This window comes from Flavobacterium sp. J372, from assembly GCF_024699965.1.
Lineage (GTDB): Bacteria > Bacteroidota > Bacteroidia > Flavobacteriales > Flavobacteriaceae > Flavobacterium.
This window is the reverse complement of record NZ_JAJOMZ010000004.1, coordinates 2,355,392-2,372,017: the sequence shown is the minus strand read 5'-3', so window position 1 is coordinate 2,372,017 and position 16,626 is coordinate 2,355,392. Positions and strand designations below refer to the sequence as shown.

Annotated in this window: 12 protein-coding genes and 1 pseudogene; 7 read left to right on the top strand and 6 right to left on the bottom strand. The window is 42.9% G+C overall.

What is annotated here, in order from left to right; all coding sequences use genetic code 11:
- Positions 1–108: 108 nt before the first annotated feature.
- A complete protein-coding gene (locus LRS05_RS11770) occupies positions 109–795 on the bottom strand; it encodes a Lipl32 family lipoprotein (RefSeq protein WP_257868503.1) in 687 nt (228 codons plus the stop codon).
- Between the two features lie 220 nt (positions 796–1,015).
- Between LRS05_RS11770 and LRS05_RS11765 the strand changes: the two are divergent.
- Positions 1,016–2,165 (top strand): annotated as a pseudogene (locus LRS05_RS11765) (class I SAM-dependent RNA methyltransferase).
- A 76-nt stretch (positions 2,166–2,241) separates the two neighbouring features.
- Positions 2,242–2,475, top strand: coding sequence for a hypothetical protein (locus tag LRS05_RS11760; RefSeq protein WP_257868502.1), 234 nt, complete (start codon positions 2,242–2,244; stop codon positions 2,473–2,475).
- A gap of 46 nt (positions 2,476–2,521) precedes the next feature.
- Here the strand turns inward: LRS05_RS11760 and LRS05_RS11755 are convergent, their stop codons facing one another.
- The 3 genes from LRS05_RS11755 to LRS05_RS11745 all read right to left on the bottom strand — a co-directional run bounded on the left by LRS05_RS11755 (position 2,522) and on the right by LRS05_RS11745 (position 6,818).
- A complete protein-coding gene (locus tag LRS05_RS11755; protein ID WP_257868501.1) occupies positions 2,522–3,211 on the bottom strand; it encodes a hypothetical protein in 690 nt (229 codons plus the stop codon).
- 77 nt (positions 3,212–3,288) lie between these two features.
- A complete protein-coding gene (locus LRS05_RS11750; RefSeq protein WP_257868500.1) occupies positions 3,289–5,466 on the bottom strand; it encodes a S9 family peptidase in 2,178 nt (725 codons plus the stop codon).
- A 128-nt stretch (positions 5,467–5,594) separates the two neighbouring features.
- Complete coding sequence (locus LRS05_RS11745; RefSeq protein ID WP_257868499.1) at positions 5,595–6,818, bottom strand: aminotransferase class I/II-fold pyridoxal phosphate-dependent enzyme; 1,224 nt, start codon at positions 6,816–6,818, stop codon at positions 5,595–5,597.
- 157 nt (positions 6,819–6,975) lie between these two features.
- On the opposite strand from LRS05_RS11745, the gene LRS05_RS11740 reads away from it, so the two are divergent.
- Positions 6,976–7,434, top strand: a complete 459-nt coding sequence (locus LRS05_RS11740; protein ID WP_257868498.1) for an Lrp/AsnC family transcriptional regulator — start codon at positions 6,976–6,978, stop codon at positions 7,432–7,434.
- 195 nt (positions 7,435–7,629) lie between these two features.
- On the opposite strand, the gene LRS05_RS11735 is transcribed toward LRS05_RS11740, so the two are convergent.
- Entirely contained in the window at positions 7,630–8,346 is a 717-nt protein-coding gene (locus LRS05_RS11735; RefSeq protein ID WP_257868497.1) for a toll/interleukin-1 receptor domain-containing protein, read from the bottom strand.
- Positions 8,347–8,650: 304 nt separating this feature from the next.
- Between LRS05_RS11735 and lpdA the strand changes: the two genes are divergently transcribed.
- The 4 genes from lpdA to LRS05_RS11715 are packed head-to-tail and all read left to right on the top strand — an operon-like array spanning position 8,651 to position 14,706.
- Entirely contained in the window at positions 8,651–10,057 is a 1,407-nt protein-coding gene (gene lpdA, locus LRS05_RS11730; RefSeq protein WP_257868496.1) for a dihydrolipoyl dehydrogenase, read from the top strand.
- Between the two features lie 55 nt (positions 10,058–10,112).
- Entirely contained in the window at positions 10,113–11,408 is a 1,296-nt protein-coding gene (locus tag LRS05_RS11725) for an anthranilate synthase component I family protein (RefSeq protein WP_257868495.1), read from the top strand.
- A 20-nt stretch (positions 11,409–11,428) separates the two neighbouring features.
- On the top strand, positions 11,429–12,742 hold the full coding sequence (gene tilS, locus LRS05_RS11720; protein ID WP_257868494.1) for a tRNA lysidine(34) synthetase TilS: 1,314 nt from the start codon (positions 11,429–11,431) through the stop codon (positions 12,740–12,742).
- The gene (locus tag LRS05_RS11715) at positions 12,742–14,706 is read left to right on the top strand and encodes a thioredoxin family protein (RefSeq protein ID WP_257868493.1); all 1,965 of its coding nucleotides are present in this window, start codon (positions 12,742–12,744) and stop codon (positions 14,704–14,706) included. The genes tilS and LRS05_RS11715 overlap by 1 nt, the downstream gene beginning before the upstream one ends.
- A 50-nt stretch (positions 14,707–14,756) precedes the next feature.
- Here LRS05_RS11715 and LRS05_RS11710 read toward each other — a convergent pair whose 3' ends face one another.
- On the bottom strand, positions 14,757–16,553 hold the full coding sequence (locus LRS05_RS11710; RefSeq protein WP_257868492.1) for a glycoside hydrolase family 15 protein: 1,797 nt from the start codon (positions 16,551–16,553) through the stop codon (positions 14,757–14,759).
- Positions 16,554–16,626: the final 73 nt, after the last annotated feature.

The window sequence follows — 16,626 nt, the reverse complement described above, 5'->3', positions numbered from 1 at the left end:
GTTTGGCTTGTAATGCAAATGTAGTGCAATAAGCCGATAATTATAGGTTCTAAGGCACAAAAAAAAGCGCTGTATGTACAGCGCTTCTATTTATTTTTATCTTGTAAATTATTTTACCTGTTTTGCAAGCTCGTCAAGGGACTGCGCCACAACTACCCCGGGAAGTTTTACGGGAGCACCAAGCTGAGCTACAAAGCTGCCTTTAACATCACCTGTTTTGTAAGTTGTGAAACCAACACGGTAAAGTCCTGCCACAAGTGCTTTTGCAGGATTATTAACATCACTGGTAATGCGCATAAGCGAGTTGTACTTATTACCTGACGGCTGTGCAGGCATTTCGCTGCTGTCATCATTTGTTTCATATGATTTCCATGAAGCTTTTGAGGCTTTTGCCAAATCACCTTTAGAAACTATACCTTCCGCTCTTTCAAATGAAATCCAGGTATCAAAATATGATGCTGCATCTGCCTTGTTTTCCGTGTAAGCCGCAGATACATAATCAGAGCCTTCAGGTGCCATTTTCGCAGGTACTGGAGATGCCATCCTGATGCCAAGTTCAGGCGCTGCAGCCGGTATCCATACATACAGATAGTAGTAGTTTTTGCCGCCACGCACTTCATCTGGTTTTGAACCCGGCTTGATGTAGCCGTAGTAGCTAACCACATCAGTATACGGTACACGGATTTCTTTGCCCATTACCGATTTTTTACCCATTTCTGCGCCAAATTTGTCAAGCTTCTGGCCATAAGAGCAAACAGCGCCAAGGCTGAAAATTGCAATTAAAAGTTTTTTCATTGGTTAAGTTTTGTTAGTTACCTACTCTCCGGCTTTTCGGTTTCCGCCTAATCAGGAACGATTTGTTCTGATTCAATACCAAATGTAAATTAAATTTTGAATGATTAAGATTATTCATGTTAAAATTTTATTAACATTTCTTGCAATCACTTCTCCGAACGAAGTAGATTAAAATAGCTACTTTTGCATGGAATAAATTATGCTTGTGGAGAATTTTAAAATGATAGCCAAAACATTCTTCGGCTTTGAAGAAATACTGGCAAAAGAGTTACAGCAACTGGGTGCGCAGGAAGTAGAGCAGGGTGTGCGCATGGTAAGCTTCAAGGGTGATAAAGGCTTTATGTATAAAGCCAACATTGCGCTACGTACCGCTTTGAAAATATTGAAGCCTATATATAATTTCAGAGCCTACAATGAAGCCAGCCTTTACAAAGGCATGCAAACCCTTGACTGGAGCCAATACCTTTCGGCTAACCAGACGTTTGTAATTGACGTAACACTGTTTTCAGATCATTTTAACCACTCACAGTTTGTGGCTTTGAAAGCCAAAGATGCGATTGTTGACCAGTTTCGTGACAAATTCGGCAAACGCCCGAGCATAGATAAGGACCCATCCGGACGTGCGTATAAACCTCCATATTCACGGCGAACAGGTTTCTGTAGCGCTTGATACAAGTGGTGCCTCACTGCATCACCGCGGCTACCGTACTGCTACCAATATTGCACCTATAAACGAGGTACTTGCCGCTGGTATGCTGCTTTTAAGCGGGTGGGACGGTAGCAGCGACTTTGTTGACCCAATGTGCGGTTCGGGAACAATTCTAGCCGAAGCTGCGATGATTGCCTGCAATATACCGGCGAACATTAACCGCAAGGAGTTTGCCTTTGAAAAATGGAATGACTGGGATAATGACCTGTTTGATAAAATTATCGACTCGCTGATGAGCAAAACACGCGAGTTTCATTATACGATAAAAGGTACTGACAAAGCCCCAAGTGCAGTTGCCAAAGCGAAAGATAACATACGCAATGCCAACCTCGAGGAATATGTAACGATTACTGAAGAGAATTTCTTCGACAGCCAAAAGGAGACGCGTGGTCCGCTGCACATGGTATTTAATCCTCCCTATGGCGAGAGGCTTGATATACAAATGGAGCGTTTTTATCGCGAGATAGGCGATACGCTTAAACAGAGCTACCCCAATACCAACGCATGGTTCATCACGGCCAACCTTGAAGCCTTGAAATTTGTGGGACTGAAGCCGTCGCGTAAGATAAAGCTTTTCAACGGTAAGCTGGAAGCAAGGCTGGTAAAATATGAGATGTATGAGGGGAGCAAGCGAACTAAATTCCAGAACCCCGACAATTAGATCTTTCGATTTTCGACAGCAAGACTGTACGGGAAGTCGAAATATCGAACAATCAAATAATCTAAAAATCGAATCTATGTCTAAAAAAACCAAAGCATTTCTATATAACTTCTTAGGGTTTGCTGCACACTTTACGCTGGCCTATTTTTTAATCGTAAGGTTTACCGGGCTTGACGGGCTTTGGATTCCCATTACATCTGCGGTGGCCGCATCATTGCTTACACCGAAGTTCCAGGCTGTGACAATTTATGGTGAAGAGAAGCTGCTTATGAAGTGGCTGTTTATTAAGGGAGTGAAGGAGTTAAAATAAAAAATGAAGCTTATGATGCTTCCATTTAATAAAATTCTATTATGACTTATTCTTTTACAAGTTCTTTAAACTTTCCGTTTTCACTGTAATATCCTAAGTTTCCATTTTTTTCGATAAGATAATATTCACCATGATTGTTATCATAGTCATAACGTAAACGTCCTTGTACTTTTGTTTCCTTTACAACTTCCTTTAGTTCTCCTGCGCTGGTCATACTGCTTTTTGCATACACAGTTTTCATACACAGTTTTCCATCTTCTTTAACAAGATATTTTTTGTTAGGCACCATAGCGTCGTTATCTTTCCAAACATTTAAAATTTCACCAGTTACTTTCAAATTATTCATTTCGTCACTTGCTTCTGCAGATGCTCCAATAATTTTCACTTCTAAATCTGGAGAATAATGTGTAGTTGCCCATGCACCATTACCAACTTCATGTCTAGGTAAATAGTAAAAAATCCATAGTTTTTCCAAATCTTCTCTGTCTGCTTTTAAAACGTAAGCTATATTGCGAAGCGTATTCTCGTCTACAGCTTTATTTAACCGTATTTCAATATTCGTTTTTCTTAAAACATCATTTACTTTCTCATCGATTATTTCATAAGTGACATCTTGAGGAATTGAAAACTCACTTGAAGATTCTATGGAATCTGAATTTATAGTTGATGGATTTTCTTTATTGTCATTACATGACAATAATAAGGTAGATATAGCGGCGATAAAAGCTTGTTTCATTTAGTTATTGATTTTAAATGTAAATATAATTAAAATCCTTAAAACAAAAACGGAAGCCTCTCAGCTTCCGTTGTTTATCACTTCTTTAAGTGTGTTTCAAAGTAATCGGCGATTTTCTGGTTCAGGTGTACCCTGTCTTTGCCGCGCATGTTGTGTTCCTGCGTAGGGTAGAGGAAGTAGTCCACATTTTTGCCTGCCATGATACATGCCTGGATAAAATCCATGCTGTGCTGCTGCACCACAACCGGGTCTTGTGCCCCATGTATTACAAGAAGCCTGCCTTTTAGCTTGTTGGCTTTGTCTAATACATTAGTGTTTTTATAGCCTTCAGGGTTTTCCTGCGGGGTGTCCATATAGCGTTCGCCATACATGATTTCGTAATACTTCCAGTCGATCACCGGGCCACCTGCCACACCAACTTTAAACGTATCGGCCTGGTCAAGCATCAGTGATGTCGCCATGAAGCCGCCAAAGCTCCAGCCTGAAACACCAATCCTTTCAGCATCTACAAACGGCTTGCTTTTCAGGTAGGCTACGCCCTTCATTTGGTCGGCCATTTCATTTACGCCCAGATTACGGTGAATTACATGCTCAAAATCGCGCCCGCGTGCGTCGCTGCCACGGTTATCCAATGTGAAAACGATAAAGCCCTGTTGTGCCAGGTAGTAATCAAACAACGACGCGCCGCCCAGCCATTCATTCTGCACGAGCTGTGCATGCGGGCCACCGTATACGTAAACAATCGCAGGATATTTCTTTTTAGCATCAAAATTAGCCGGATAAATCATCCTACCGTTAAGCGGAGTCTTGCCATCGGCGGCTGTTACAATAACTAATTCCATTTTAGGGAGTACAGTCTTTCCTTTGTATGGATCTTCCGCCTGAAGCAGCATTTTAGCATTTCTCTTTTTCAAATCCATGATGTGTATAGTATTCGGCGTGGTAGTATTGCTGTAACTGTCATATACTAAAGTACCGTCACTGCTCACAATCGAACTGTGCATGCCTCCAATAAGCGTTACCGGTATGGTTTTGCCCGATTTCAGTTCCACTTTATATACCTGCCTTTGCAATCCGGTATCGGCAGTCCCCATATAAAAAGCATTCTTTGCATCAGTATCAAACCCAAGGAATTCTGTAATCACAACATCCAGGTAGCCCAGGTTGCGTATTTGTTTTCCGTTGGTGTCATAAAGGTACAATTGCTCAAAACCGTTCTTCTCACTGCGGTACAAGAACTGGTTGTTATTACCGGGAACAAAAGTCAGGTCATGCAGCGGCTCAACATAAGTAGCAGCTTTCTCTTCAAACAATGTCTTTACCAAATTACCGCTTGCGGCGTCATACTGGTTGATCTTCAGGTGGTCCTGCCCGCGGTTCAGCACACCAACAAACACGCTTTTGCCATCCGGACTCCACGTTACCGATGTAAGGTACTGCTCCTTTGGTTCGCCTGTTTTTAGGGTTGCTTTCTGCTGATTATTGACGTTATATACCACAAGCGTAACTTCCTCGCTCTTCATGCCCGCCATTGGGTACTTTATATCCTTGTTTTCGGCTATGCGGCCACCCCACTGCACCAGCGGATAGTTGGTAACCATAGTCTCATCTTTGCGGTAGTAAAGCAGCTTACTGCTGTCAGGGCTCCACCACATACCTTTATTGATGCCGAACTCCTGGCGGTGCACATAGTCGCTTCCGTTCACGATGCCTTTATCGGTATCATTTGTTACGTTGAAGTTGCTTCCGTTTTGCGGAGTGATTACAATGTTATTATCCTTAAGCCATGCCACATGGTTTCCGTTGGGCGACAGCTGTTGCTGGGCTGCTTCAGGTGAAATGGCGATGGCGCTCTTAATGGTTTTGCTGTCAGCATCAAACAGTACTACATAAGTGTTATTCTCGCCCGCAACATTCAGTTTCAATGTACTTTTATCTTTCCACTCATAATCATACGGGAACATCCTGAGGTTGAATGTCTCCTGCGGAAATTTTGCTTTCAATGCTACTGAAAGGTCTTCTTTGGTAAGCAATACGGTTTCAGCCCAGTCGCCGCTCTCGGTTCGCATCATCAGTTTGCCGTACGTTTCATCAAGGTGTGTAAGCACGCGGGTATCAGGCCTCCAGTGTGGCGCAACAATTGTTTTCGGGGCGAACTCTCGGTACTGGCCCGAAGTCGCTTCCTGGATAGTAAGGTTTTTTTGTGCGTTGGCCGTCAAGCCCGAAAGCAGGAAGAGCCATAAAACTTTTTTCATATTGTGTTTGTTTGAGAAAGGCGAATTTACCGATTTATTTTGTTGAAGTATATGTGTTGGAGTGTGCCAATTTGTTACATAAAAAATTCGCGCTACTTGTGGTAACGCGAATTTTTTATGATAATATGTTATACCGTTACTGCTTCTTCAGTAAGTATATTAAGGTCAATCATACAGGCCTTCATCATCCGGTACGTCCTTTCAATATCATTGTCAAGGCCGATAGAGAAGCGTATCAGTCCGTCGCTCAAGCCCATTTCTTTTTGCTCATCCAACGGAATTTCGCTTGATGTAGATGTGCCCGGTGCGCTGAATAACGTTTTGTAGAAACCAAGTGAAACGGCGAGGTAGCCCAAGTTACGCTCTTGCATCAGTTCCATAAGTGCGTTAGCTTTATCAAGGGTGCCAACGTCTATGGTCATCATTCCGCCAAAGCCGAATTCAGGGTTAATCATGCTTTTGTAAAGCTCATGGCTCGGGTGGCTTGCCAGTCCCGGATAAACAGTCTTGATACCGTCCTTTTCAAATCGCTGCGCAAGGTACATGGCATTGTGGCTATGCTGCTTCATACGGATGTGGAGCGTGCGTAGGTTTTTCATTATAGAGGCAGAACGCAGGCTGTCCATCGTTGGCCCCAGGAGCATGCTTGCGCCATCGTTTACGCTGCGAAGTTCGTTGATGAATTGCTGTGTGCCGCAAACTACGCCTCCTACCGTGTCACTGCTTCCGTTGATGAATTTGGTAAGGCTGTGTATCACCACATCAGCACCCATTTTTGCAGGAGCTACAGAAAGCGGCGAGAATGTATTGTCAACTACCAGCTTCAGGTTATGCTTTTTTGCTATTTTGGCAAGGCCATCAATATCTGCTACTTCCAATAGCGGGTTGCTGACAGTCTCACAATAAAGCACTTTAGTATCGGGGGTTATAGCTGCCTCAACAACATCAAGCTTAGTGATGTCGACGAAAGCCGTTTTTATATTCAGCCTCGGCAGGAAATTTTTCATGAAAGCATACGTTCCACCATAGATTGTGCGGCTTGATACGATATGATCGCCCGCGCCGCAAAGCTGTAGTAGTACCGGAGTGATAGCGCCCATGCCCGATGCCGCTACGTTGGCGGCTTCAGTACCTTCCATGGCTGCAAGCGCCTGCCCTAAATACAGGTTGCTTGGCGATGAATGGCGTGAGTACAGGTAGCAGCCTTCCATATTGCCTTCGAAGGTGTCGAACATTGTCTTCGCCGAAAGGAATGTGTATGTTGAAGAGTCGGATATTGAAGGGTTTACGCCGCCAAATTCACCGAAATATTGCAGATCCTGTATCTTGTCTGCGGGATTGAAGTTTTCCATGATGAGTAGTTTTAATGTTTTCAAATAGAATGAAATATTGCATTTTAGTCAATCATATTGAATTAAATCAGATTTTAAATCTGTATTTTTGGATTTTAATAGATAAAATATCTTTTTGATTAATTACAATGGATAGTTATCAAGAAAAATTTTCAGGATGAATTTAGATGCCACTGACAAGAAGCTGCTAGCCCTGCTTCAGGAAGATAGCACGCAAACCACCAAACAGCTGTCTGCCAAGCTCAGTCTTTCGGTTACAGCGGTTTATGAGCGTGTAAAGAAACTGGAGCGCGAGGGAATTATAGAGAAGTATGTAGCTTTAGTCGACAGAAAGAAAGTCAACAAGGGCTTTGTAGTGTTTTGCCATTTAAAACTCATACAGCACACCAAAGAATACCTGACCCGCTTTGAGAAAGAAGTAAAGCAACTGGAAGAAGTGCTGGAGTGCTACCACGTAAGCGGCGATTACGACTATATCCTAAAGATTTATGTTGAAAATATGGAGGCCTACCGCGAGTTTATGGTAACTAAGCTAACAACCTTACAGCACATAGGCAGTACGCACAGCACATTTATGATTGGGGAAGTGAAGAATACAAATGTGATTGTGGTGTAGGTAATAGTGGATATATTTTATTGGGTTTGGAGTCAATTAAATTATTCAGATACGAATGATGCCAGGTCTTATTTCTGTATTCTCTGTTATGGTAAATATAATTCCTTCATATTGAATCAATTATAAATTCAACCTTTCGGCAAATCAGTAATTTTAGCTAATAGTTTTGTGTTTTAAGTTAATTGTTCAATTTGCCTAATTTGTCAAATTCTCAGGAGTTACTAACTCAGCTAATTTTGCGGACAACTCTGCCATTGATTCCTCTGCTGTGCTTAATCCACTACGTGATCCAAGTAATGGACTCACCTCACGTAGAGCGTCAAAGGTTGTATTATGAACAATAGGCACAAGTAAATCTCGGGCTAATAGGGCAGAGAGTTCTTTATCCGCTATTCCTTCGCCTTTTACACGTTTAAGAAAAGATGGTGTTACTAACACAATACCCACTCGAGACTTGGCCAAACCTTTATCAATTTCACGAAGTAATGATGAACCTAATAAAACATCTTTTTCGCTAAACCATACAGATACACCTTTAGATTCTAATAAATCGTGCAATTCCTTAGCGGCATCTTTGCGATCGTCCCAAGCATGGCACAGAAAAACATCGCGTAAATCAGGTAGATTTGAACGTTTTTCTATATTTTGACGTATAGGTTCTAGAGTCCTTATTTCTGCTGGAGTATATAATATGGTTGAGCTAGGCGAAGACCAACGTGCTTTTTGATTTCTTGCTTGATTACTTCTACTAGTACCGCCACTTCCATAGCTTGAGGAAGAGGAGTAGGGAGAGTAATTATAGTAATCATTATAACCACGACTATAGCCACGGCTATAACGACCACACGCGGGGCAATTCGCTTGAGCACTCGCTGAACGATGCCCATTAACTGGAGCTGTACATCTTGACATCTTTATAATTATTTCAATTAATATTTGCTTATTTAGATTTTAGATAATGCAATTTAGTTATTTTTCTTACTTCCCCAGTGTTTTATTTATCAACGGATTATTAACATACCTCACCCATAGCCCTGATGGGAGCGGCATCTTGCTGTGTAGCCTGCGGAACAGCAGATACAGCGGACAGCAGGACGGAGTTTAGGAATAAGCCCAGACGATTGCTGCTCCTGAAATTTAAAATCATTTATTCTGCCGATATAAATGATAATCCCTAAATTTGCCATTCAATTAATCAAAACGCAAAATATATAGTATGAGCTCATTTGACGTAGTCGTTATAGGTTCAGGGCCCGGAGGTTATGTGGCGGCAATCCGTTGCGCACAGCTGGGTTTCAGCACCGCAATTATAGAGAAATACCCAACCCTTGGCGGCACGTGCCTTAACGTAGGCTGTATCCCGTCTAAGGCATTGCTGGATTCTTCGCACCATTACCACGACGCTACATCACATTTTAAGGAGCACGGTATAGACATTGCAGGCGAGATAAAGCTTAACTTTGAGCAGATGATCGCCCGTAAGCAGGGCGTTGTTGACCAGAACGTGAGCGGTATCAAATACCTGATGGACAAAAACAAGATAACTGTTTTTGAAGGTACGGGCTCATTTGAAGACGCTACCCATATTAAAGTTACCAAAGCTGACGGCAGTTCTGAAACAATTGAGGCTAAGAATACCATCATTGCGACAGGCTCTAAGCCATCTACGTTACCATTCATAAAGATTGACAAAGAGAAGATCATCACTTCTACCGAAGCCCTTAAGCTGAAGGAAGTGCCTAAACACATGATTGTGATAGGTGGTGGCGTTATAGGCCTCGAGCTGGGCCAGGTGTACCTTCGCCTTGGTGCGCAGGTATCAGTGGTGGAGTTCATGGACAGGATAATCCCGGGTATGGACGGTGCATTGTCTAAAGAACTGACAAAAGTGCTGAAAAAACAGGGTATGAAATTCTATACATCGCACAAAGTGCAGTCGGTTGAGCTTAACGGCGCTGATGTGCAGGTGAAGGCTGAAAACGCCAAAGGTGAAGTGATTACCCTTGACGGCGATTATGCTTTGGTATCAGTAGGGCGCAGGCCGTTCACGGAGGGCCTTAATGCTGAGGCTGCCGGTGTAAAAATTACAGAGCGCGGACAAATTGAGGTGAATGACCACCTGCAGACTGCTGCTAAAAACATATATGCAATTGGTGATGTTATAAAAGGCGCAATGCTTGCACACAAAGCTGAGGAAGAAGGCGTTTTTGTAGCCGAGACCATTGCCGGACAAAAGCCCCATATCGACTACAACCTGATTCCGGGTGTGGTGTACACCTGGCCTGAAGTTGCTGCCGTTGGCAAGACTGAAGAGCAGCTTAAAGAAGCAGGCGTGGAGTACAAGTCAGGTAGTTTCCCGTTCAAAGCACTTGGCCGTAGCCGTGCCAGTATGGACACTGACGGTTTTATAAAAATACTTGCGGATGCGAAGACAGACGAAGTACTTGGTATCCACATGATTGGCGCCCGTACAGCCGACCTTATTGCGGAAGCTGTTGTTGCGATGGAATTCAAGGCATCTGCTGAAGATATCTCACGTATGAGCCATGCACACCCTACCTATGCTGAGGCTATGAAAGAGGCTGCGCTTGCCGCGACAGACAACAGGGCAATACATATTTAATGTTAAGTACAACAATATAAAAGCCTGTCTTTATTGATGGGCTTTTTTCTTTTGAATGCGGACAGTAAAAATACATACGGTCAATCCGGAGGTTTTAAAGCCTAAGCTCTTTGCCTGGGCACAACAATTCCGTGAGGTGGTGTTTCTTGACAGCAATGACTATCCGCAACAATTCTCATCGTATGATGCCGTGCTCGCGGTTGATGCTTTCACTTCCATTAAAACAGATTACTACAATGCTTTTGACAAGCTGAATGAATACCAACAGGTTACTAAAGACTGGGTGTTCGGATATTTGTCGTATGATTTGAAAAACGATACTGAAGCCCTGACATCACTTAATTTTGATGGCTTAGGCTTCTCTGATTTGTATTTCTTCCAGCCCAGGAAGCTGTTTTTGCTGAAGGGCAACCAGTTGGAAACGCAGTATTTGCGAATGTGTGATGACGAGTTGGAAGCAGACTTTCAGGCAATTACGAATTACGAATTACAAATTACGAATGAAGCTTCCGGATATCCTATAGAAATACAGCAGAGAGTTCTCAAGGAAAGCTATATTAAAAAAGTAGGGCAGATGCTTGCGCACATTCAGCGTGGCGATATTTATGAGGCGAACTTCTGCATGGAATTTTATGCGGAAGATGCAGTGATCGAGCCGTGTAGCATCTACCAAAAACTTAACGAAATCTCCACTCCGCCATTTGCGTGTTTCTTTAAAAACCATAAGCAAATCTTGATGTCGGCGTCGCCGGAAAGATATCTGCGGAAGGAGGGGAGCAAGCTCATCTCACAGCCCATAAAAGGCACAGCACGCCGAAGTGCTTACGCTGTTGAAGATGCTGAAATAAAACAGCAACTTACCGAAAACGAAAAGGAACGCTCAGAAAATATCATGATTGTTGACCTTGTACGCAACGACCTGTCACGTACTGCACAACCGGGTTCGGTGCAAGTTGAAGAGCTATGCGGAGCCTATACCTTCAGGCAGGTGCACCATCTTATCTCGACCGTCACATCAGAGCTTCGTGATGAATTCACTCCTGTGCAGGCGCTAAAAACTACGTTCCCGATGGGAAGTATGACGGGTGCTCCAAAGATTTCTGCAATGCAGATCATCGAAAAGCTTGAAGAAACCAAGCGCGGACTGTACAGCGGGGCAGTCGGGTACTTCACACCACAAGGCGACTTCGATTTTAACGTGGTCATCCGCAGTATTTTGTATAATGCCGAAAGCAAGTATGTGTCATTCTCTGTGGGCAGCGCCATTACCGCAAAAGCTACGCCCGAACAGGAATATGAAGAATGCCTTGTGAAAGCGACAGCCATGCGACGTGTACTTGAAGGAAACTAAAATATTCTGTACCTTTGAGGATGCTTTCAAAACTGCGCAGGCATCTCGACGAAAACCTTTCTTTTTTACAGGGCAAAAAGCTTTTGCTGGCTGTAAGCGGCGGTGTCGACAGCATGGTTCTCGCGCATCTTTTTAAAGAGATTGAATATGATATATCTATAGCCCATTGCAACTTTGGGCTGCGAGGTGAAGAGAGTGACAGCGATACAAAATTTGTTGAACAGTATGCTTCGGGAAACAATATTCCTGTTTTTGTAACTCATTTTGATACAGAACGTTTTGCATCTGATAATAAACTATCGGTTCAGGTAGCGGCAAGGCAATTGCGCTATATGTGGTTTGATGAGATCATGCAGGAAAACAACTTTGATTACTTGCTTACAGCCCACCATCTTGACGACAGCCTGGAGACATTCCTCATCAACTTTTCGCGTGGTACCGGGCTGCAGGGATTTACCGGCATACCGCAGCAAAACGGAAATATTGTGCGTCCGCTTTTACCGTTTACAAGAGACGAAATTGAACAGTATGCCAAAGAACATAATATAGCCTGGCGCGAAGACAGCAGCAACGCGAGTGAGAAATATTTACGGAATAAAATCCGCCATAAGATGGTGCCTTTACTGAAAGAGATTAACCCTTCATTTTATACGGGTTTTGAGAATACTTTAGAAAGCCTGCAACAATCGGCCTCGCTGGCAGACGATGCGGCGGTACTGGTATACCAGCAGGTGGTTACCGAAATGCCACAAAGCAAAAACATTAACCTGAACGAGCTGCTGAAACTGCCCAACTATAAGGCTTACCTTTACCATTGGCTCAATCCGCTTGGCTTTAAAGCATGGGATGATATCTATAACCTTGTCAATGCCCAATCGGGTAAATATGTTTTGTCAGATAGCTACCGAATCATCAAAGACAGGAATGTATTGATTATTACGCTGCTGAAAGATACTGAGGTTCAGGATTACATAATAGATGAAGATGTTAAACAAATATCTGAGCCGGTAAATCTTGTGCTTTCGCAAGCCGAAACTGTTGATAACCCTGCGGGTAAAAATATATTCTATGCCGACGCTAAAGCTCTTAAATTTCCGTTATTTGTAAGAAAATGGGAGGAAGGTGACAGCTTTTACCCATTGGGGATGAACGGACAGAAAAAGAAACTTTCTAAATATTTTAAAGACGAAAAACTCCCCCTGCACGAAAAAGAAGCTGTGTGGCTTTTAACTTCGGGTGATGATATCGTCTGGATTATAGGCCATCGTGCTGACCACCGTTTCAGGGTAACAACTGATACAAAAGAAATTTTAAAAATAGAATGGTTACCATAATGAAAAAAGCGACGTTTTTATTTGTACTGTTTTTTGCATTCTTAAACACTAACGCACAGGTACTTGACCCTGTAAAGTGGACATCTTCAATTGAGAAGAAGTCGGATACTGAATATATATTGGTCTTCAATGCTGTAATTGAACCTGAGTGGCACGTGTATTCTCAATTTACTGCTGAGGGCGGGGCATTGCCACTGGAAGTGCTTTTCAATAACAGCAAAGGTAATTTTGAAGCGGTAAGCAAGGCCGAAGAAAGCCCTACAAAGACTGCTTATAACGATATTTTTGAAGTTGATGAAACCTTTTGGGACAAAACAGCACAACTGAAACAAACGGTAAAAATTACTAATACTGCCAACACCATAATCCAGGCAGAGCTATCTTACCAGGTTTGCAAAGAAGTCTGCATCCAGCAAAACAAGCTGTTTGAGTTTGATACAAAGGCTTTAACATCAAAAGAAGTGCAGAACTTTGAGGAGGTTAAGCCAGAGCCAGCTGTAGCTGATGCAAAAGCACAGCCTAAGCCGGCTAATGATACTGAAAGCAAAGGCCTTTTCAGCATTTTCTTTATAGCGTTCCTGTCCGGTTTTGCGGCGCTGCTTACGCCTTGTGTATTCCCGATGATACCCATGACGGTAAGTTTCTTTACCAAACAGAGCAAAACCAGGGCGGCAGGTGTGCGCAATGCTATCTTATACGGCATTTTTATCATAGTAATCTACGTGCTTTTAGGCTCGCTTGTTACCGGAATTTTCGGCGCCGATTCGCTTAATGCATTGTCTACAAATGTTATCTTCAACCTTGTATTTTTTGTACTTCTCATAGTATTTGCATTCTCTTTCCTTGGTGCTTTCGAAATTATGCTTCCTAACTCATGGGCTAATAAAGTAGACCGCCAGGCCGATCGCGGCGGTATCATTGGCATATTCTTTATGGCACTGGCACTTGCTATAGTGTCGTTCTCCTGCACCGGGCCAATAGTAGGCACTTTGCTTGTTGACGCAGCCTCTAAAGGCGGTATAGCGCCGGTTGTGGGCATGTTCGGCTTTTCGCTGGCACTTGCGCTGCCGTTCATGCTGTTTGCCATGTTCCCGGGATGGCTCAACTCACTACCGAAATCAGGAGGGTGGCTCAATACCGTTAAAGTATTTTTGGGCTTCCTTGAACTGGCGCTGGCATTTAAATTTTTATCGAATGCCGACCTGGTACTACAACTGCACATATTAGAACGTGAAACCTTCCTGGCCATCTGGATAGCCGTTTTTGGTGCGTTGGCATTGTACCTTTTCGGAAAGATTACCTTGCCTCACGATAGTCCGAACCCAACAATATCAGTCGGCCGATTGTCACTTGGCCTGTTAGTGCTTGCGTTTACAGTTTATCTCATACCGGGACTTTGGGGAGCTCCGTTAAAATTGGTAAGCGGCTTCCCGCCACCTTCAAACTATAGCGAGTCGCCATTCGGATTTGGCGCCGCAACAAGGTCTATGCCTGAAGGCGATTCATTACCTTCAGGTGCAAAAGTTGCCGCGCAGGGCATCATCGCTTTTGAAGATTATGAGCTGGGGCTTGCTTATGCAAAAGAAGTGAATAAGCCTATACTGCTTGATTTTACAGGATATGCCTGCGTAAACTGCCGCAAGATGGAAGATTATGTTTGGAGTGATGAGCGCATCTCATCTATCCTCAATAAAGATGTTGTGCTAATTTCATTGTATGTTGATTATAAGAAAGATTTACCTGAAAGCGAACAATACGTATCTAAAACTACAGGAAAAAAAATAAAAACAATCGGCAATAAATGGAGCGACTTCCAGATTACGCGATATAAAGCCAATGCACAGCCATATTATGTTTTACTTGATGCTAATGAGCAAATGCTTAATGAGCCTGTAGGATACACTCCGGATATTGAAGACTATGAAGCCTGGCTGAAAGACGGCATCAGCAAATTTCAAAAATAAACGCAAATAAAACTATAGTGCAAAGATTAGTTTTGAATGTGTGAATGGCACTAGCTAAGTTTCCCAAGCACAGCCTCTTCTTCAGTAATGCCTGAAATGGTTATGGCAGTCTCAATTAAGGCAAGATGTGAATAAGCCTGAGGGAAATTGCCCAGCAGCCTTTTGGTAGTAAAATCTATATCTTCGCTGAAAAGCCCCAAATGGTTACTGTAAGAAAGCAGCCTGTCAAATAATCGTACCGCTTCATTTCGCTCGCCAATTCTATACAGGCTGTTTATAAACCAGAAGGTGCAAATAGTAAAAGAAGATGACGGCAGCCCGAAATCATCTTTGTTCTTGTAGCGGTACAGGAGCCCATCGTTACTCAGTTCACGCTCAATAGCTTTTACTGTTGATACATATTTAGGGTCTTTGGCTTCAATAAAGCCGTAGTTTTCCATAAGCAGTACCGATGCATCAAGGTCTTCAGAGCCGTAAGATTGCGTGAAAGCCTGCACGTTTTCATTCCAGGCATTCAGCAGGATATCTTCCTTAATTTCATTGGCCAGTGCATACCATTTTGAAGCTTTCGCTTTTTTGCCCATTATTTCAGCTACTTTAATGGCACGGTCAACGGCTGTCCAGCACAAAACTTTTGAGAAGGTAAAATGCCGCTCTTCCGTACGGAATTCCCAAATGCCTTTATCAGGCTCATGCCAGTGTTTGGCCACAACCCATACAATACTTTTTGTTATATTCCACAGTTCTTCGCCATTTTCTATATCATTGCTGTAATGTATAAGCTGCTGGTAAATTACATCCATCAGTATACCGTAAATATCATTCTGGCGCTGAGTAAATGCCGCATTGCCTATGCGCACCGGCTTTGACCCCATATAGCCTGAAAGATGATCCAGAAACTCCTCGGTAAGCATCTTTTCACCGTTTATGCCATACATTATCTGCAGCTTTTCATCTTTGTCAGGAAAGAGGTTGATGATAAATTTGAGATATTCCTGCGCCATTTCGTGGTGGCCCAGCTCATGTACCACGTTTACAACCATAGAGGCATCGCGTATCCAGCAAAAGCGGTAGTCCCAGTTTCGCACTTCGCCAATGGTTTCAGGCAGAGATGTGGTTGCCGCTGCAAGCACAGCGCCTGTTTTCTCGTAGCTTAACAACTTTAGCGTTATGGCGCTGCGGGAAATAAAATCATTGTATTTTGAGTATGAAGTGGTACGGTCACTCCAGTTAAGCCAGTAGGTTTTTGTACGTTCAAATTCAAGCACAATTTTGGCAAGCGTAGGGTTAAAGATTTTCTCATTATACCCCAGCAGCAGGAAACTGTCTTGCTCCAGTAATATTTCCTGCCCGGTAACTATAGCTTCTTTATCAAGATTACTGTAAAGGAAAAGCGAATCGAATTTCTGGGTATTGGTGATGCTGATGACAAAATCTTTCTTGACAAAATTGTGGGTTTCGTCGAGCGCATATTCAAGTTTCGGGTCATATTTTATTTTAAATTTCGGGTAACCTGAAACTTTCCTGATGTAACGGATTATCTCCGGAGGGGAGTGATAGCCACCGTTTTCCTTGCGATATCTCGGCATGAAGTCAATTAACTCAAAGGCATCCACACCGTTATCAAATTTTGTGATAAGTATGGCTGTCTGGTCAAGGTAGTGTTGGCTTACATTGTATCCTTCCGCTACAAAGCCAAAAGAACCGCCTATCTTATCATCAAGTATTTTGGCGAATACAGACGAAGAATCAAATTCAGGAAGGCAGCACCAGTCAATTGATCCTTTATCTGAAATAAGCGCTGCGCTGCGGCAATTTCCGATGATGCCATAGTTTAAATTATTCATAAAACCGGTATTTTGGTAGGTTAGGGCCATGTGTTTTTTTAAATTTACAAAAAGCATCTTACTAATCCAAAGC